The sequence below is a fragment of the Phocaeicola sp. GP0067 genome (assembly GCF_031119655.1).
Lineage (GTDB): Bacteria > Bacteroidota > Bacteroidia > Bacteroidales > Bacteroidaceae > Phocaeicola > Phocaeicola vulgatus.
Genome location: NZ_JAVHZY010000018.1, coordinates 14724 through 34373, shown reverse-complemented (window position 1 = coordinate 34373; position 19650 = coordinate 14724). Strand labels below are relative to the sequence as shown.

The window sequence follows — 19650 nt, the reverse complement described above, 5'->3', positions numbered from 1 at the left end:
CGGGATTTATACCGTTTTTTTGAATGAGAAAGAGCAAAGGGAACAGCAGATTATCAAAGAAAAGACTTACTTTTGCAATAACAGAATAAATAAAGAATAAAAGACCATGAGTAAACTGAATATGAAAGAGTGGATAAACGAAATTATCCAAAAGAAAGAGGTGGTGGCTATGCCCATCATGACCCATCCGGGCATAGAGATGATAGGGAAAACGGTGCGCGATGCGGTTACTGACGGACAAGTGCATTACAACGCCATCAAGGCATTGAGTGAGAAATATCCTACAGCCGCCGCAACCGTGATTATGGATTTGACGGTAGAAGCCGAGGCTTTCGGAGCGGAGATTGTCTTCCCCGAAAATGAGGTTCCCAGTGTGGTGGGGCGTCTTCTCAATGATGAGGAAGCTATTGACAAACTGGAAATTCCTGCCTTGAATAAAGGAAGAGTTCCCCAGTACTTGAAAGCGAATATGCTGGCAGCCAAGACCATTACAGACAGACCTGTCTTTGCCGGTTGCATCGGTCCTTACTCATTGGCAGGACGTTTGTATGACATGTCTGAAATCATGATGCTTATTTATATCAATCCGGAAGCGGCCAATTCGCTGTTGAAGAAATGTTCGGATTTCATTCTCCGTTACTGCATGGCATTGAAGGCCACAGGAGTGAATGGGGTAGTGATGGCCGAACCGGCTGCCGGACTCTTGTCTGATGAGGACTGCACGCAATACTCGTCTGTTTTCATTAAGGAGATCGTAGAGAAAGTGCAGGACGATCACTTCACGGTCATTCTGCATAATTGTGGAAATACCGGTCATTGTACCAAGGCAATGGTAGCTACAGGAGCTGCCGCTTATCATTTTGGAAATAAAATAGATATGGTCGAAGCTCTGAAAGAAGTACCTGCCGATGCTCTTGCAATGGGAAATCTTGATCCGGTGAGCTTGTTCAAGGCGGCTACTCCGGAGGTGATGAAGAAAGCCACACTCGACCTGTTGGAGGCTACCCAGTCCTATCCCAACTTCGTGCTCTCCAGCGGATGTGACACACCGCCTCATACGCCATCTGAAAATATTGATGCATTCTTTGCCGCATTAAATGAATTCAATAATGCTTGAAAAAGAACTTTCTTTTGCTGATCTGTCTATCTCATTGTCCGAACTCTATGAGGCAATGGGGTATGCAGATGCTGTGCCCGACGAAGCGGTAGAAAAAGAAGTCCGTGGGGTGCTTGGACGGGTGGAGGCAGTAACTTCTCCCCGTTTTTGTTTTTTCATATCCGGTGGAGAGTTGGATGAATCGAAAGACTCGCTTTCTGTCGGCGATACGTGTTTCAGTATAGGTAAAATAATCACCCGGCAGCTGCGTGGTTCGGAATCCTTCGCTTTCTTTGCCGCGACTGCCGGAACCGGTTTTGAAAGGTTCCAGCATACGTTGCTGCAAGAGGGGGATATGGTAAAGGTTTATATAGCGGATGCCATAGGAAGTGTCATAGCCGAGAAGACTGCGGATTGTATGGAAATTGCGTTGGATGAATACATCCGCGACAGAGGGTGGAGGCATACCAACCGTTTCAGTCCCGGATATTGCGGCTGGCATGTGTCGGAACAAAAGAAATTATTTCCCTTATTCCCTTCGGCGGAACCTTGCGGCATCCGGTTGACAGATTCCAGTTTGATGCTTCCTATAAAATCGGTCAGTGGAGTAATAGGGCTGGGGGAGGATGTCCGTAAGCTGGAATATACTTGCGGTCTCTGTACGTACGATAGATGTTACAGGCGGAAGCAGCGGGGATAATAGGATGGCTACAAAAATCAGAGTCCCAAATGGCTAGATGTTGTTATTAATCTCATTGATTTTACAATTTGTTGCAATCTTAATGAATCTCCTGTCCTATCAAGACAGGTTATAACAGCTGTCCCCATCTGCTGTAACAACTACTTTCATCTGATGTTCCACCCTGGTGAAACTCCAGTCCCACCGAGGTGGAACTGCAATTTCACCGGGGTGGGACTGCCTCACTACCCGAGTGGAATACCAAACGTAGGCATATAAAAATACAATCTTTTCAGCCTTCTGCACCTTCTTTTAATGCCCATTGAAGAATAGATAAAGCCCGATCATGATAATAGTCAGTAGCGTCCATGTAAGGATAACCGATTTGGCCGGTTTCTCCATGACTTTCTTCATGTTTAATGTACATTCTTGCCGGCGTTTATCCAATAAGGATACCAAAATCATGCCTGCGCTGATGACAACGAACAGGTAGAAAGACAGCATCATGAAGTGAGGCCATGCTGTATATTTTTCTGCAGGAAATACCCATAAATAGAGAATGCCCACTCCCATGCTGAACGCCGTACCAAATGTCAATGCCATGTTGGCAGCCATCGTGGTAGTTCGTTTCCAGAAGATGCCGAACAGGAAAACAGCCGCCATAGGCGGTGCGATAAATCCCAGTACCGATTGGAATACATTAAACAGATTCAATCCTTTGATACTGTCTATGGCAATGGTGATGATCACCGAAATCAGTGCTCCCGCCATTGTAACCACATGCCCTGTACGGATGATCTCTTTCTGGCTGGCAAGCGGTCTGAATTTCTTGACATAGATATCCATCGTGAAGACTGTACTCAGCGCATTCAGGGCAGAGCCGACAGTGCTGATCAGTGCGGCGGTCAATACGGCCAGTACCAACCCCACCATGCCTACAGGAAATAAGTTAGTGACCATAGTCATGTAGGCTTCATCGGGGTTCTTCAAGCCCGGGTAGAGTGCCAGACAGATGATACCCGGAAGGATATAGAGAGGAACATCCAGTATCTTCAACCAGCCGGTGAAGTTGGCACCCATTTGGCCTTCTTTCAGATTCTTAGCAGCCAATACAGGCTGTACCATGGATTGGTCTGTGCACCAGAACCAGACTCCCATGATGGGATACCCCAGAATAATGGGCAGCCACGGGAAGGCGGGATCGTCATTCGGGCGGAACAGGTTCCAGTAATCGGCCGGAACCGCTTCGGCCAATGCGCTGACGCCACCCACTTTGTAAAGACCTGCTATAGTAAGCGTGGCCGATACGAAAATAAGCAGAAGCATTTGGAATACATTGGTATAGGCTACCGCTTTCAGCCCTCCGGCCATGGTGAAGAATGCGGAGATAACGAGCAGGATCAATGCTGACTGCCACATGGGAATATCGAAAACCTGACGGATAAGGATACCTCCGGCGAATAAGGTCAGGGCAAGCCACGAGATAAGGATTGTCACAATGGTGTACCAGGCAAGAATGTTGCGGGTGGACTGTCCGAAACGCCGCCCCATGAACTCCGGCAAGGTGGTGATACGTGCTCCTAAGTAACGAGGGGCAAAGACAAAAGCCAGCAAGCAGATGAAAACAAACGCATACCAGGCATAATTACCTGAAACGATACCGGTGGTAAATCCGGCACTGGCGGAGGCTATCAGCATGGAAGGGCCCACATTGGTTCCCCACATGGAGAAACCGATGTGATGCCACTTCAGGGAACGCTCGGCAAGAAAAAGGCTGCTGCCTTTTTTGCGTTTCAGGCTGGCCCATATACCGATGCCTATAAGAATCAGAAAGTAGGCAATAAGAATGCCCCAATCTAACGTATCTAAATAATTAGCGTGCATAATTCATGTATCAGATTAAGATGAATATTCCGTTTATTGATGAAGTCCCATCAGTTCTTTGGCTACCGCTACGGCCGTATTGGCATTGTCGCTATACCCGTCCGCACCTATTTCATCGGCAAATCCCTGGCTTACCGGAGCGCCGCCTATCATTACTTTTACCTGATGACGGATACCGGCTGCTTCCAAAGCGTTGATCACCTCTTGCATATAAGTCATGGTTGTTGTCAGCAAGGCACTCATGCACAGGATGTCTGCCTTGTTTTTCTTGACTTCTTCCACAAATTTGTCGCAAGATACATCTATGCCTATGTTGATTACCTCAAAGCCGCAACCTTCCAGCATGGAAGCCACCAGGTTCTTGCCGATATCATGCAAGTCGCCTTTCACGGTCCCGATGACTACCTTGCCTATGGTGGTCGAGGCACTCCCTTGCAGTAAAGGCTTCAGAAGTTCCAAAGCTCCCTTCATGGCGCGTCCTGCCATCAGCAGTTGGGGAACGAACGCTTTTCCGTCCTGGAAGCGTTGTCCCACTTCGCCCATAGCCTTTATCATGTAGTTGTTGATAATTTCCTGGGGCTGTACTCCTTCGGCGATGGCTTTCTTGGTTACTTCTACGGCCGGTTCCAGCTTTCCGTCCACAATGGCATTGAACAAAGGTTTCAAGGCTTCATTCCCGGCTGCCGCAGAGTCTTTGACGACGATTGTTTCTTGTTTTGTTGCAGCGGCTTCTTCTTTCGAAAGGTCTTCTTTGGATACGTCAGAGGAAGAAGAGGAGTATTCTTCGACAATGCGCATCGCTTGTTCCACTTCTCTCTCGTTATGGAAATCCATTTCCAGATGCACACCGTCCGCACCGATATTGTCCAGCAAGGGTTTCAGTTCGTCCAAGGTTACCCAACAAGCCATGATGCTCTTGCCTCCGGCAAGGATCTTCTTGTAAAGGTCGTACCATTTGGGTGATCCTCCTTGTGGCTCACCTACGCCCGGAGTCCATTGAATGGCATTCAGTTCCTCAATTTCAAGAAGGGCGGGCAGATGGTGCATGGCGCCCACACCGTCCAGATGATACAAGGTATAGTCTATTTTTTGACATTGTTCGCGGATAAAGGGTTGTACAAAACGACGATAATCATCTTCGCTGATCATGGTAGAAATATCGCTTTGTAATTTGCTCATTTTACCGGGAGCCCATGAAGAAAAATAGCAGAAAGCCATTTCGTCCCCTTCACGGATGATGTCGTAAAGTTCATCAAAGACTTTGAAATAGATATCATTGATTTGTTGCATTTGCTGTTCCAGCACTTCGGGCTGCATCACGGTATCCAGCAAAACTTTGTCTGTACCTTTCAAGGCGGCCAGTACGTCCAGCCCTTCCATCAAGTCGGGCATTCCTACGTAATAGTGACCGTTTGCTTTCGCCTTGCATGCTTTCAGCAATTCTTTATGCAAGATCCAGTTGGGATGCTCGGGATTGAAAACAATCTCATCGTTGAAATCGGGATCGGGATGAATCCAAATGGTATCTTCCCCTCCTTCGAACACGCCGCCCAAGATGGCTGCCAATGAACCGGGGCCTAACTGGGTATTGGCTACTGGCAGGATATCTGCTTTCAGACTGCTGTGTGCCACGTACCAGTCCAGGTATTCTGCACGCCATTGCGGATCGAACCATTTCTGATTCAGGTCTTTTGCCGGGGAGGGCGCAGGGATATCCGCATGAGGTTTCACATCTTCCTGAAAGTGCTCCCACATGTTCAGTATGATTCCTTTATGGTTCCACCAATCTATATATCGTTTCTTTGTCTCGTCTAAATTCGTTTTCCAAGTTTCCATATTCGTCAGTTTTTAAATATTCCTTTAAAATGAGGGTCTATGTGCAGACCGATGCTTTTGCTTAAATCCATATCGTCCGTGCATTCCACTTCATCCGGATAAACGGGGATGGTCGCTCCTTGACGTACATATACGGGCATTTCGTCCAAGGGGATATCCAGATTCTTCAGCCAGCGTCCCCCTTCCAAGCGTTCGCCTGTGAAGAAATTCACCCATTTTCCTTCGGGCAGATAGACATCCCGGCGGTTCTCGCTGTTCATGACCGGGGCTACCAGGAAGTCGTTACCAAAATAGTATTCATCGTCGATGTGCCAGCACAGTTTGTCTTCGGGGTGATGAAAAATCAGAGCTTGCAAGAGAGGTGCTCCGCTTGCGATGGCCTTCCGGCTTTGTTCTACAATATAAGGTATAAGCGTATAGCGCAACTTCCACCACTTTTTTATCATGGGTGCGATAGCGGGATAATGCCACGGCTCGCGTTTGTTTGTTCCGTGATAACGGATGTGGGAGGAGAATACACCGAATTGTGTCCAGCGCATATATACATCATCGTCCACTATAGAGTTCATGAAGTTGGGCAATGTGTGGAATCCGGGGACATCATGACTCCAGAAGGCGAAGCCGGAAAGCCCGAAATGCAAGCCGCCTTTCAGTGAGCCTGCCATCCCATCCCATGAACTGCATGAGTCGCCTCCCCAATGCAGGGGATAGCGTTGGCATCCCGCCCATGCCGAGCGTGCCCATACGATGCCGTCACCGGTTACGTCTTTTGTGATTTCATAAGCGGCTTTCTGATAAAGCAATGCATACAGGTTGTTCAGCAATTCGGGTTTCATGCCTTTATAGAGAGCATCCATGTGGATGTTTTCTCCAAAATCGGTTTTGATACAGGTCACGCCCATATCCAGCAGATTCTTCAGCAGTCCTTTATACCATTCGGTTGCTTGGGGATAAGTGAAGTCAATGGTTCCGGCATAGTCCAAAGCGGAGAAATTGGAACCTTCCGAATCTTGTTTCTTTGTCAGCGGAGCTATATAATCGTTTTTGCGTGCTTCGTCTATCTGTTCGGCGTTCTCCGCCACGTAGGGGAGTTGCCATAAGGACACGCGATATCCTTTTTTCTTCAGTCCTTGGATGAACCCTTTGGGATCGGGAAAGCGTTCTTCGTTGAATTTCCATTCGCACAGCCAGTCGGTCTTGAACCAGCCGGTATCCAGATGGATGACATCGCAGGGGTAATGTTCGGCACGCATCCGGTCGCATATCTCATTTACTTCATCAGCGCTGAAGTAGGTCATGCGGCTCATCCAGATGCCGAAACTCCAGAGGGGAGGCATGGAAGGATATCCGGTCAGATCCCGATAACCCCGGAGGATTTCTTCCATCGTGTCGCCTGCTATGACGAAGACATCCAGCATGGCCTGGTCGCTTAGGAACTGTACCGAGCGGGTGGATTGCCCGGCCAGTGACAGTTTGCTGTGGGCACAGGTGTGATAGAATGTTCCATACATCCGGCTGGAGAGGTAGAAAGGAATATTCTTATAGGTACGGCGGTTGTTCACACCTTGTCCGTCCTGGTTCTTTAAGAAGAACGTTTGTCCGCTTAAGTCCATTTTGGCAAAGCGTTCCCCTGTTCCGGCAAAACATTCATCGGGTTTTGATTCAAAGGAAAGGGTGGCACGTTCCTTCACTCCGTTTCGTTTGCAGAAAGCCAGTGGCAACGCATCGTAACGGGGAGGGGAGAAGTGGTCGTAGGCAGCCAGTCGGATTTCACGTTTGCCGTCGGGGTAAAGGCGAAGATCCAAGGTCTCTTGAGGATCGGGCAGCAGTTCGCTCCAACGGTCCAGTACCGGGGGCTTTACATGGATAAGTGCCCGTTGGATTCCGTCTTGGGTCGTGATCAACCATTCCCCTTCTGTTTGTGTCACTTGCAAAGGGAGTTTCTTTACCCGGTCACTGAATTGGAGCATTTCCGACTGATCCGTCATGCTTTCTTCACCGAATCCGATAAAGAGTCGGGTGATACCTGAGGTGTACTGACGGATGACCAGCGTATATTCTTCACGGGGCGATGCCGTATCGGGTGCCATATCGTTAGAGAGCACTTGCTTTTGAAAAGGGACGTTTATACAGATATCCCCGTCTTTTTCATAGACAGAGGTGGGCTTGTATGCTTTCCATAATGATTCGTCTCTTGACAGATCGGGATCAAAGTCCAGAAAATCGAATAAGTGGTAATTGGTTGGTTTCATTCTCTTTTTGTTATTTTGTTTTTATAATGATTCTTGGTTGTGACACCCCACCTACAGCGACCCTCCCTGCCTTTTGCTTTATACTTTCATCTACTTGCGGACCATTCTTCTTCCACACATTATGAGGTCCCGGACGGTTGGAGTCGAAACGTTCGGACGGACACCAGTTGTTTTCTACGGTATAGCCATCCGTCGCTTCATCAAAGTAGATGTAAAACGCACGGTCGTTGGTAGCGTAGGGCGCGTCAATTAAATGTTCAATCCGGTTATTGCGCATCACGGAGCCCGGTTGGTTGGAGAGGGTATAAAGTCCTCCTGCATCATACAGCCTCCGGGCAAAGTGGTGGACGTAATTGGCTTCAATCCGATTGCCGCTCATTCCGCTTTCCTGCAGGGTCCATCCCCAGCCCACACAGATACCTGAGTAATTGACGTGGCAGACTTCATTATGTACGATATGGATATTCTTTACATATCCGGCTCCGATGCCTACACCTCCCCAATCTTCATTGGTCACTTCCTCAATCAGGTTGTTCCGTATGGTGATTCCCGTACATAATTCCTGTTCATGAAAAGGTGTATAAGGCACATGGGTTTCAAATCCTTCATCGGGAAAGGTGCCCACCAGTAAGGCTGTGCCACCAATATCGGTGAAATGGCAATTCTCGACAATGGAAGTCGATACGGCGCGTTCATAATCTACTCCGGTGGCTGCTAAATGCTGGAATGTGCAGTGGTTGAAGTTTATGTTATTGCCGCATTTTATCTGTATTGCAGCTTCGGGTCTGCCTATCCATGCCTGGTTTTCCAGTTCCGCTTTTTCGGGCAGCCCCGGTATGGGTAGCTTGTAAGCATCCAGCAGATGGAAGCCTCCTTGCAATGTAACGTGCCCTTGATAAGAGGGGCGCATCCATGAAGTATGTTCGAAAGATATATTTTGAAAATGTATATTCCTTACCGGGCGTTCCAAAGTTCCGCTTATAGTCAGTAAAGTCTCTAAAGCCGGAATAATGACTTGCGCCTTCGTCATGTCTTCGTGAGGACGCGGGTAATAATAGATGCGTCCGGAAGGGTAATCCTGATACCATTCTCCGGGCTGGTCCAATAGTTCCAGAGCATTGACCAGACAAAAGGTGGAGTTTCCTTTTTCTCCGTCAATGACAGGTTGAGGCCAGGGATGGGCAAACTCCAACCGGCTTTCGGGATCATGAAAACGGACGATTGTATTTGCCCCTTCAGTAATCATTTCCTTCACTCTCAGTATGGCGATGGCCCAACGTTGGTGAACGATCATCTCTACTTGTGAAGCGGCATTCAACCCTGCTGTTTGTGGAGTGGGAATGGTGATCGTCTCTTCCTCAGGGTTAAAATCAATCATGCGTTCCATTACTCCGTCGGGAAACTGTGCGGCCCGCTGTGCTTTTGTTCCGTTGACCCACATTTGCCGGGTTTCCAATATCCTGTTTCCCATACGGGGCGCTTCCGCTACCCATATTTTATTTCTAAGTGTTTCTGGTATTCTGGTATCTTTGCATCCTTGTTCCCAATCTGTCACAGGAACTCCGCCACTTAAGACTACACGGGCATTGGGAACAGCGGTGATACGGGTGGGAGAGTCTGTTGTCCCGCTATCTTCGGGGCGGATGAACAGGCTTTTATATTGTGGGTATATTCCTTCCTCCAATAGGATATTTATGCCTCCGGTTGTTTCGGGTGATTGCAATCTTCTCCATTCGCGCGCTTGCTTGATGGCTTGTTCCAGAGTCTGGAGGGGAGATTGGCGTGTACCGGCAGCATTGTCGTTACCGTAGGGAGAAACATAAATATCTCCTGCGGTTAAATAAAAGGTATAACTGACAAATGCGATAAAGCAGATTATTTTTGTTTTCATGGGTTCTCCGGATTTAAAGGTCTTTTTAATCAGACGGAAGGAATCAGGTTTTGTACCCATTGGATAATTTGCCAATGTGTCAATTTGCTGCATTCTACTCTGCGTGGTCATGGGCATATTAGCAAATTGATGCATTGATATATTGATTGAAGTATAATAAAAAACAGGCCATACCTTAATGAAAAGGTATAGCCTGCGTCATTTAATAAAAGAGATTTATTTTTTATGAGTTCATGCTCATCAGGAATTCTTCGTTGTCTTTGGTATTTTCCAAACGACTCTTTACGAAATCCATGGCTTCGATAGGATTCATATCTGCCAGATACTTGCGAAGAATCCACATACGGTCCAAAGTAGTCTTGTCGAGCAGCAAGTCGTCGCGGCGGGTGCTTGATGCCACGATGTTTACTGCCGGGAAGATACGTTTGTTGCTCAAGTTGCGGTCCAGCTGGAGTTCCATGTTACCTGTACCCTTGAATTCTTCGAAGATTACTTCATCCATCTTGGAACCGGTGTCAATCAGTGCGGTTGCGATAATGGTCAGCGAACCACCGTTTTCAATGTTACGGGCAGCACCGAAGAAACGTTTGGGCTTATGCAGGGCATTTGCATCCACACCACCGGACAATACTTTGCCGGAAGCGGGAGAGACGGTATTGTATGCACGTGCCAGTCGGGTGATAGAGTCGAGGAAGATTACCACATCGTGACCGCATTCTACCATGCGTTTCGCTTTTTCCAGTACGATACCTGCAATCTTTACGTGACGTTCTGCCGGTTCGTCAAATGTAGAAGCGATCACTTCGGCATTTACGCTGCGCGCCATATCTGTCACTTCTTCGGGACGTTCGTCAATAAGCAGCATGATCATGTACGTTTCCGGATGGTTGGCTGCGATTGCGTTAGCGATGTCTTTCATCAGGATCGTCTTACCGGTTTTGGGCTGCGCCACAATCAAAGCACGCTGTCCTTTACCGATAGGTGAGAACATATCTACCACACGGGCTGAAAGGTTATCACTATATCCCCCTTTGCAAAGTTTGAACTTTTCATCGGGGAACAGCGGGGTCAGGTGATCAAACGGAACGCGGTCACGTACCAATCCGGGATCCAGACCGTTTATCTTTTCCACCTTTACCAACGGGAAATATTTTTCTCCTTCTTTGGGCGGACGGATAGAGCCTTCCACTACGTCACCGGTCTTCAAACCGAACAGTTTTATTTGCGATTGTGAAACGTAAATATCATCGGGTGAGGAAAGATAGTTGTAATCGGATGAACGGAGGAAACCGTATCCGTCGGGCATGATTTCCAATACCCCGGTACCGGTCAGGATACCTTCAAATTCGTAAGGCTTTTCCACCTGTTTGCGTTCCGGTTGTTGAGGAATGCTGGCAGACGCTTCTCCCTCAGCCGTCGTATTGTTATTATTGTTTGCCTGACGAGGATTGTTGTAATTATTGTTGCGCGGATTGTTGTACTTCTGATTTTGATCGCGCTGCTGGCGTGGTTGGAATTTGGGGGCAGGTGTCTGTACCGGAGCCGGTGTTTCTACTTTGGTAGCCTCAAATTTGCCGAACAACTCAGTAGGAAGTTCTATTTTTTCTGAAGGAAGATCCTCGATGGGAATAAAATCATCGGTTTCACTGCCGAATTCCAGTTCGGGAAGAATCACTTCTTTTTCTTCGGGAATAGCCGGTGTTTCTTCTTTTTTTGCTTTTTTGGGTGTCGGTTTCGCCGGTGCTTCAGCTTTCACTTCCTCTTTTGCAGTTTCTTTCGTTTTCGTTGCAGGTTGTTCTTCTGTCTTGGCTGTTACTTTCTTACTACCCGGTTTGCGTCCTCTTTTTTTAGGTGTTTTTTCTTCCGCGCTTGTTTCGGTCACGGCTTCTGTTTGTGGTGTTACCGCTACAGGAGCAGTCTCTTTTACTGTTTCGGCAGCTGCGGCGGCAGGCTGCGGGGTATTGGCTTCCAGTTTCTGTGCCTTGTCCTTGGTTGCAGTATAGACCTTGTCACCGTCTTTTTTAACGTTGATACGTGATCTTTTACGGGGTTGACTTTCATTGGCTTTTTCTGCCGCTACTTTTTGGGTTGCTCCGACTATGGCTTGCTCGTCCAGAATTTTATAAACCAGATCTTCTTTTTTTAGAGAGTCTGTTTTCTTGATACCCAACTCTTTGGCAATCGATTGTAATTCCGACAAGTCTTTGTCGTTTAATTGAATAATGTTATACATAGAGTATAGTTATTAGTAATATATTTCTTTATAATCTTTTAATGGTATAATTAAGGAGCGCAATCTACACAAAAATGTGTTAGAAGGGGGAAATGCACTCATAATTACGATTATGGGATTGATGTTGTTTTGATTGTTATCAGGAAGTAAACAGACTTTCCCGGATAGGGAACTGACGTATTTACCGAGGACAAAAGTAGATATTTTTTTTTAATCTCATGCATATTACAGAAGATTTTTTGCCGAATTTAATGAAATTAATAAAAAAAACGACGTGGGGAAACATCCTTTCTGTCTGTGAAAACCCTGATGTTAAATGAACGTAAAAATAGGTCAGATTGTTCAGCAGAGTCTGCATGAAATAGCAAAAAAAATACTAATTTAGCCCGTCAAATTTGATTTTTACTTAATTATAAATAGAGAAAAGATGAAAAAAGTGATTTTTACAGAAAAGGCTCCTGCTGCTATAGGTCCTTACAGTCAAGCTGTTGAAGTGAATGGTATGGTATTCCTGTCAGGTCAGATTCCCGTTGATCCTGCTACCGGTGAATTTGTTCCGGGAGGAGTGACTGAACAAACTACCCAGGTTTTTGAGAATATCAAGAATGTATTGGCAGAAGCCGGTCTGACTACCGCTAATATCGTAAAAACAACCGTATTTTTGGCAGATATGTCTTTGTTTGCTGAAATGAACGCTGTTTATGCCAAGTATTTCGAAGGAGATTTCCCTGCCCGTTCTGCTGTAGCTGTTAAGGCTTTGCCGAAAGGAGCGCTTGTGGAGATAGAGAGTATCGCAGTGAGATAACGAGCTTTTCGCCACCGATTGCACGGATTGATGCAGATTATTTCTATTGAAAAGCAATTGCTTGATATGGAACCTGTGTCAATCAGTGTAGTCTGTAGTGAATGATGGTGGATGGGGAATCATAAAAACAACTGATTAACAGATAGCGTAGAAAAGTGGAATATGAAACAACTGAACAAGTGGCAATGGTCCACATTAATATTATCTGCTATACTGGTAATGGCATTTTCAGTCTTTATTTATCGGTATGAGCCTTTTAAATCCGGGTTCGAGATTACCGACCAGCTGGGTGGTAATATTTTCCCTGCAACCATTCTTTCTACCGCAACCACAGATGCCAGTTTAATCGTACCTGCCGATTCCGATTATATCGGAAATCCCAAGTCGTGTATCGCCATCCGGCTGAAGAACAGTTATGCCAATAGCAAATTGCGTATAGAAGTGGCCGAGACTCCTTTTTTCTCTCAGTCTGTATCTGAGTTTATTTTACCCAAGGCGGGGAAAGAATATCTGGTTTTCCCGGATATTATATGGAACTATCAGGCTTTGCGTGATAATAATCAGGCAGTGCCCGTTAGCATCTCCGTCAAGGCGGAATTGAATAAGAAAGAACTTCCACAGCGTTTGAAAACCATCTCGATGCGCAGTATCAATGAGTGCCCTTTAGGATATGTGGACGATAAAATGAAGTTTCACGATACGGGAGAGTTTTTTGCGGCCTACGTTAACGAGGAGCATCCTCAGATTGACAAATTATTGCGTGAAGCCTTGGATACACGTATCGTCAATCGTTTTCTTGGGTATCAAGGTAATGCACACCAGTCGGAGAATGTGGACAAACAGGTCTATGCATTGTGGAATGTGTTGCAAAAGCGGAACTTTAAGTATAGCTCCACCACCAATACCAGTCTTTCGTCCAATGTGGTTTATACACAGCGCGTCCGTACCTTGGACGATGCGCTGGAATCCTCGCAGATAAACTGTGTGGATGGCAGCGTGTTGCTGGCCTCACTGATGAAAGCCATCAATATCAATCCTATCCTGGTGCGTATTCCGGGACATATGTTTGTGGGTTATTACACAGACAAATCACATAAGAATATGAATTTTCTGGAAACCACGATGATAGGGGATGTGAATCTGGATGATTTCTTTCCGGATGAGAAGCTGGATTCTACCATGGTGGGCAAATCCCAGAACCAGATGTCGAAACTGACCTACGAGAAATCAAAGGAATACGCTACGAGGAAATACCGGGAGAATGACTCCCTGATACATTCGGGTAAAGTGAATTATATGTTTCTGGAGATTGATAAAAAGACCCGTGCGCAGGTGCAACCTATCGGTAAATAAATTTGTTGTATGGATATGGAACTTACTTATATATATCATAGCGGATTCGCCTTGTCAGGCGATGGCTTTACTGTAATCATGGATTATTACCGTGATTCGGAGGATGGACAGGCGCAGGCGGATTTGAACCGGTTGATGGATGGGACTTTCAGCAATCAAGAGGCGGGAATGCCGGAAGGAACCGTACACAGCGAATTATTGCGGAGACCCGGAAAACTGTATGTGCTGGCCAGTCATTTTCATCCGGATCATTTTAATAAAGAGGTATTGCAATGGCGTGAACAGCGGCCGGATATTATCTATATTTTCTCGAAAGACATTTTGCGTCATCGCAGGGCGCAGAAAGAAGATGCCGTCTGGCTGAAAAAAGGAGAGGAATATAAGGATGAAACATTGAGCGTGCGTGCTTTCGGTTCCACGGATGTGGGAGTATCGTTTTTGCTTCAGGCAAGTGGAAAAAAGATTTTTCATGCCGGTGATTTGAATAACTGGCATTGGATGGACGAGAGCACCGAGGCGGAGTGGAAGGGAGCTGAGAAGAATTTCCTGCATGAGCTGGATGATCTTTACGCCTATACGCCCGAAGTGGATGTGGCGATGTTTCCCGTTGACCCCCGTTTGGGAAAAGAATACATGCGGGGTGCCGGACAGTTTGTAACAAAGATAAAAACTCATATCTTTGTACCCATGCATTTCACACCGGAGTATGCCAAGGCAAATGCTTTCCGCGACTTTGCCGAAGCGCATGGAGTGCGTTTTGTGTCATTGACACATCGCGGACAAAAAATAGAGATTGAATAACAAAAGAATAACACAATATGAAAGTAAAAGGAAGATTTGATCATTTCAATATCAATGTAACTGATCTGGACAAGAGTATCAAGTTTTATGAAACAGCGTTAGGTTTGCATGAGTCTCATCGTAAGGAAGCTTCGGACGGTTCCTTCGTGCTGGTGTATATGGCCGATGACCACAGCAATTTCTTGTTGGAACTGACCTGGTTGCGTGACCATACCCAGCCATACGAGTTGGGTGAGAACGAAAGCCATCTGTGTCTGCGTGTGGAAGGTGATTATGACGAAGTCCGTAAATTCCATAAGGAAATGGGATGCGTTTGCTTCGAGAACACCGCTATGGGCTTGTATTTCATCAATGATCCTGATGATTACTGGATTGAGATATTGCCGGTAAAGTAAGACGATCGTTTCCGTTAGTAATGAATTAAAAAGATAGAGACTATGAAATACATTTCTCCCGGTGGCTGGTTCTCATTGGAATACCCGATGGGCTGGCACGAGTTTGAAGATACAGAAGAGAGTTTTTTATTCTATAATCCTGACCGGTGGACAGGTAATTTCCGCATATCGGCCTATAAGGATGAAGCGGCTGACTATGGTCCGCAGTGCATCGCATACGAATTGAAAGAAAATACTTCTTCCACCCTGGTGAAAGTGGGCAAGTGGGATTGTGCTTACAGCGCGGAAACTTTTCAGGAAGAAGGCGCCTGGTACACCACTCATATCTGGGTGACAGGAGAGGGGGATCTTTCTTTCGAATGTTCTTTTACCGTGTCCAAAGGAGGTGACAAGCATCCGGCAGAAGAAATCATCCGGTCTTTGCAGATCCGCAAAGAAGGTGTAAGTCACCCGCGTGAGATCATTCCGATCCGTGTCTTGGAAATCGGGGAGGTGAACACCGCCTTTGAGTGGGCTTCTACCACGATTAAAAAGCAACTCACCAAGGATTTCACTGCGTCGGAGAGCGATATTGACAGTATACAGCAGGTAATGGACAGCGGACGTTTCCAGACCCAGCAGCGTATGGCGTGGGAGAATTTCGGTATTGCCTTCGGAGCCATTCTGGTGAATGAGATGGAAGGTATGGAATGGGTGACTGTCATTGAGGGACAGAAAGAATATCCCGCCTTGCAGTTTATGTGTTCGGATATGGTGCTGGACCCTGCCGCACTGGTGTGGGGACAAGCTAAAAAGGGACTTCCCTGCGACTTGAAATCCGAATTCAGGAAAATTAAGCGAGAGGCGGAGGCAGTGTTGGATGATTTAAATAAATAGACAAATAATGACCCCATATATGCAAGTAGACGGGCTTACCAAGTCATTCGGTGACTTGGTATTGTTCCGGAAGATTTCATTTGGAGTGGCCGAAGGACAACGCATCGGTCTGATAGCAAAGAACGGTACAGGCAAGACTACCTTACTTAATATAATAGCCGGTAAGGAGGGATATGATGAAGGAAGCATCGTCTTTCGTCGTGATTTGCGGGTGGGCTATTTGGAGCAAGACCCACATTATCCCGAAGACCTGACCGTGCTCGAAGCCTGTTTCTATCACGGAAACAGCACGGTGGAACTCATCAAAGAATATGAAAGCTGCATGGAAACCGAAGGCAATCCGGGACTGGAAGAGTTGTTGGCACGGATGGAGCACGAAAAGGCATGGGATTATGAACGGAAGGCGAAACAAATCCTTTCTCAATTAAAAATCCGGGACTTCAGCCAGCAGATCAAACATCTTTCCGGAGGTCAGTTGAAACGGGTGGCTTTGGCGAATGTGCTGATAACCGAGCCCGATTTCCTGATTTTGGACGAGCCTACCAACCATCTTGATCTGGATATGACGGAGTGGCTGGAGGGGTATCTCGGCCGGGGAAACATCAGTCTGCTCATGGTGACGCACGACCGTTATTTCCTGGACCGCGTCTGCTCTGAAATTATCGAGATAGACAATCAGCAGGTCTATTCATATAAAGGGAACTACAGCTATTACTTGGAAAAGAGGCAGGAGCGTATCGAGGCTACCAATGCCGAAATAGCCCGCGCCAATAACTTGTACCGCACAGAGCTGGAGTGGATGCGCCGTATGCCCCAGGCACGCGGACATAAAGCGCGTTATCGGGAAGAAGCTTTCTACGAACTGGAGAAAGTGGCGAAGCAGCGTTTCAACGACGGCAATGTGAAACTGGATATGAAAGCCTCTTACATCGGCTCCAAGATTTTTGAGGCGGATCATCTGTACAAGCGTTTCGGTGATTTGAAGATTCTGGAAGATTTCTCGTATATCTTTGCCCGTTATGAGAAGATGGGCATCGTGGGAAACAATGGTACGGGAAAGTCCACGTTCATTAAAATACTGATGGGCGAACAGAAGCCGGACAGTGGAACACTGGATATCGGTGAGACAGTCCGTTTCGGATACTATTCTCAGGACGGTCTGAAGTTTGATGAGCAAATGAAGGTCATCGACGTGGTGCAGGATATTGCCGAAGTCATCGAATTGGGAAATGGAAAGAAGCTGACTGCATCCCAGTTTCTGCAACATTTTCTGTTTACCCCCGAAACACAGCATAGTTATGTATATAAACTGAGTGGGGGAGAACGCCGCCGCCTGTACCTATGTACGGTGCTGATGCGTAATCCCAACTTCCTGGTGCTGGATGAGCCTACCAACGATCTCGATATCATCACCCTTCAGGTTTTGGAAGAATATTTGCAGAACTTCAAGGGCTGTGTAATCGTAGTAAGCCACGACCGCTATTTTATGGACAAGGTGGTAGATCACTTGCTGGTATTCAAGGGACAGGGAGACATTCGTGATTTTCCGGGTAACTACTCCGATTATCGTGACTGGCGCGAGGCGAAAGAGCAGCGCGAGAAAGAGGCGGAGAAGCCGAAGGAGGAAAAGACCGCCCGCGTGCGCCTGAATGACAAGCGGAAAATGTCTTTCAAGGAAAAGAAAGAGTTCGAGCAGCTGGAACAAGAAATAGCCGGGCTGGAGCAGGAGAAGGCCGATATAGAAGCCGCCCTTTGCAGCGGTACGCTGGGAGTGGAGGAACTGACGGAGAAATCCAAACGATTGCCGGAACTGAATGATTTGATTGATGAAAAGACCATGCGCTGGTTGGAACTGAGCGAGATAGAAGGATAGAATAACCGGAGGTGCAACAATGTACCTGATGCCATATTGCTATATTCGTTTTGAATAACAAAACCATAATATAGAAAAGAAATATGGCATCCATTAAATTGAAATTCCGCCCATCGAGCATAAAAGGAAAAAAGGGCGTATTAAGTTATCAAATTATTCATTACAGACTGACACGGCTCATCAAGACTTCTTACCGGATCATGCCTTCCGAGTGGGACGACTCCACCGGAAGTCTGCTTATTTCAACACAGTCTGAATGTAAAGCGCGTCTTCTGCTGATACGTGACCAGACGAATTGGGAGATGACGCGGTTACAAGGTATTATCAATGATCTGGAGCGGACCGGTGTGGAATACACCATTGATGATATCGTGGCTTCTTTCCGGAAAATCCCTTCTGTAGAGAGTGTGTTCAACTTCATGCAACGATGTATCAATAAACTGGAGCGGCAGAAAAGGGGACGGACGGCAGAAGGCTATACCTCGACAATGAACAGCTTTATCCAATTCAGAAAGAATGAAGATCTGAGTTTTGAAGCCTTTGATTCGGAGCTGATGGAGATGTATGAAGCCTATCTGAAAGAGAAGGGCTTGGTAAAGAACAGTACTTCCTATTATATGAGAATCTGGCGGAGTGTGTATAATCTGGCTGTAGAGCAAGGCTATACCACCGACAAGAAACCTTTCAAACATGTCTATACCGGCATAGACAAGACCGTAAAACGGGCTGTTCCCTTTAAAATCATCAAAATGATCAAGGAACTTGATTTGTCATTCGAACCCCAGTTGGAGCTGGCAAGGGATATTTTCCTTTTCAGTTTCTATACCCGGGGCATGTCGTTTATTGATATGGCACACTTGAAGAAGAGCAACCTCCAGAATGGAATTCTGACATACAGCCGGAAAAAGACCGGGCAACGGCTGACTATTCTGTGGGAGGAGTTGATGCAGGAGATTGTGGATAAATACAAGGATGACACTTCCGAGTACCTGCTGCCTATTTTGCGGTATTGTGACATAAATGACCGCAAGCAATATAAACTGAGGGCCAAGCAAATAGGACGGGGTTTGAATAAAATAGGCTTGCGGTTGGAATTAAAGGCGCCGTTGACTTTCTATGTGGCGCGCCATAGCTGGGCCAGCATAGCGCAGGACAGGAAGGTGTCTACAGACATCATCCGCGAAGGGCTGGGGCACGATAATGAAAAGACCACTCATATTTATCTGGCATCCATCTCCACTTCACAGATAGACAGAGCCAATCAGATTATTTTAAAAGGGTTGTAACTTTATTTGTATCTCAGGATATTTTGTTCAAGAAAAAATAATTCTACATTGCTGGCGAAACAGCGATGTAGAATATCATGCGGGCTGGCTGTACAATAGAGAAATACTGTGTGACTTCGTGTGATATCTAATTTAGGATAATTTATTTTTTATCATGAACAAGTGTGATAAATCTGAAAATCAGCTGTTTGATAGCATGATTCGTTTTATAAAAAATGGGGTTCTCTTAGTAAGAGATCCCCATCCCTCTTTAATTTGCTGATAATGTGAAACATACACATCGCAATTCATAACATTTTACGAACAATTCTCATACATTTCTTGTTAAAAGCATTTTAAAACAACAAAAGATTTCCATTTCTTGGGAATTATAGCTACTTTTGCAGCCAA

The 19650-nt window shown here is 46.3% G+C and carries 14 protein-coding genes; 9 read left to right on the top strand and 5 right to left on the bottom strand.

Annotated features, from left to right (window positions below; translation table 11 throughout):
* Positions 1-106 precede the first annotated feature (106 nt).
* Together RE317_RS13855 and RE317_RS13850 are read left to right on the top strand one after the other, a co-directional pair.
* Positions 107-1117 carry a methylcobamide--CoM methyltransferase gene (locus tag RE317_RS13855; RefSeq protein ID WP_032945008.1) on the top strand — a complete coding sequence of 337 codons (1011 nt, stop codon included), beginning with the start codon at positions 107-109 and terminating at the stop codon, positions 1115-1117.
* The gene (locus tag RE317_RS13850; protein WP_032945011.1) at positions 1110-1796 is read left to right on the top strand and encodes a vitamin B12 dependent-methionine synthase activation domain-containing protein; all 687 of its coding nucleotides are present in this window, start codon (positions 1110-1112) and stop codon (positions 1794-1796) included. Before RE317_RS13855 ends, RE317_RS13850 begins: the two co-directional genes overlap by 8 nt.
* A gap of 291 nt (positions 1797-2087) precedes the next feature.
* Here the strand turns inward: RE317_RS13850 and RE317_RS13845 are convergent, their stop codons facing one another.
* From RE317_RS13845 to rho, 5 genes are all read right to left on the bottom strand, one after another.
* Positions 2088-3659 (bottom strand): sodium:solute symporter, encoded by a 1572-nt coding sequence (locus RE317_RS13845; protein ID WP_032945013.1) that lies wholly within the window; start codon positions 3657-3659, stop codon positions 2088-2090.
* A gap of 33 nt (positions 3660-3692) precedes the next feature.
* A complete protein-coding gene (locus RE317_RS13840) occupies positions 3693-5495 on the bottom strand; it encodes a corrinoid protein (RefSeq protein ID WP_005840318.1) in 1803 nt (600 codons plus the stop codon).
* Positions 5496-5500: 5 nt separating this feature from the next.
* Positions 5501-7747, bottom strand: coding sequence for an alpha-xylosidase (locus tag RE317_RS13835; RefSeq protein ID WP_032945015.1), 2247 nt, complete (start codon positions 7745-7747; stop codon positions 5501-5503).
* A 10-nt stretch (positions 7748-7757) separates the two neighbouring features.
* Positions 7758-9638: a right-handed parallel beta-helix repeat-containing protein gene (locus RE317_RS13830; RefSeq protein ID WP_117892553.1), complete on the bottom strand. Its 1881-nt coding sequence runs from the start codon at positions 9636-9638 to the stop codon at positions 7758-7760.
* A 223-nt stretch (positions 9639-9861) separates the two neighbouring features.
* A complete protein-coding gene (gene rho / locus RE317_RS13825) occupies positions 9862-11871 on the bottom strand; it encodes a transcription termination factor Rho (RefSeq protein WP_032945017.1) in 2010 nt (669 codons plus the stop codon).
* 427 nt (positions 11872-12298) lie between these two features.
* Here rho and RE317_RS13820 point away from each other — a divergent pair, with 427 nt between their 5' ends.
* The 7 genes from RE317_RS13820 to RE317_RS13790 all read left to right on the top strand — a co-directional run bounded on the left by RE317_RS13820 (position 12299) and on the right by RE317_RS13790 (position 19260).
* Positions 12299-12676, top strand: a complete 378-nt coding sequence (locus tag RE317_RS13820) for a RidA family protein (RefSeq protein ID WP_005840327.1) — start codon at positions 12299-12301, stop codon at positions 12674-12676.
* A gap of 162 nt (positions 12677-12838) precedes the next feature.
* Positions 12839-14029 (top strand): hypothetical protein, encoded by a 1191-nt coding sequence (locus tag RE317_RS13815; protein ID WP_005840329.1) that lies wholly within the window; start codon positions 12839-12841, stop codon positions 14027-14029.
* 9 nt (positions 14030-14038) lie between these two features.
* Positions 14039-14830 carry an MBL fold metallo-hydrolase gene (locus tag RE317_RS13810; RefSeq protein WP_005840331.1) on the top strand — a complete coding sequence of 264 codons (792 nt, stop codon included), beginning with the start codon at positions 14039-14041 and terminating at the stop codon, positions 14828-14830.
* A 17-nt stretch (positions 14831-14847) separates the two neighbouring features.
* Entirely contained in the window at positions 14848-15225 is a 378-nt protein-coding gene (locus tag RE317_RS13805) for a VOC family protein (RefSeq protein WP_005840337.1), read from the top strand.
* A 42-nt stretch (positions 15226-15267) separates the two neighbouring features.
* Positions 15268-16101 (top strand): DUF3805 domain-containing protein, encoded by an 834-nt coding sequence (locus RE317_RS13800; protein WP_005840339.1) that lies wholly within the window; start codon positions 15268-15270, stop codon positions 16099-16101.
* A 7-nt stretch (positions 16102-16108) separates the two neighbouring features.
* Positions 16109-17974 carry an ABC-F family ATP-binding cassette domain-containing protein gene (locus tag RE317_RS13795; RefSeq protein WP_008652200.1) on the top strand — a complete coding sequence of 622 codons (1866 nt, stop codon included), beginning with the start codon at positions 16109-16111 and terminating at the stop codon, positions 17972-17974.
* Between the two features lie 83 nt (positions 17975-18057).
* Complete coding sequence (locus RE317_RS13790) at positions 18058-19260, top strand: site-specific integrase (RefSeq protein ID WP_032945019.1); 1203 nt, start codon at positions 18058-18060, stop codon at positions 19258-19260.
* Positions 19261-19650: the final 390 nt, after the last annotated feature.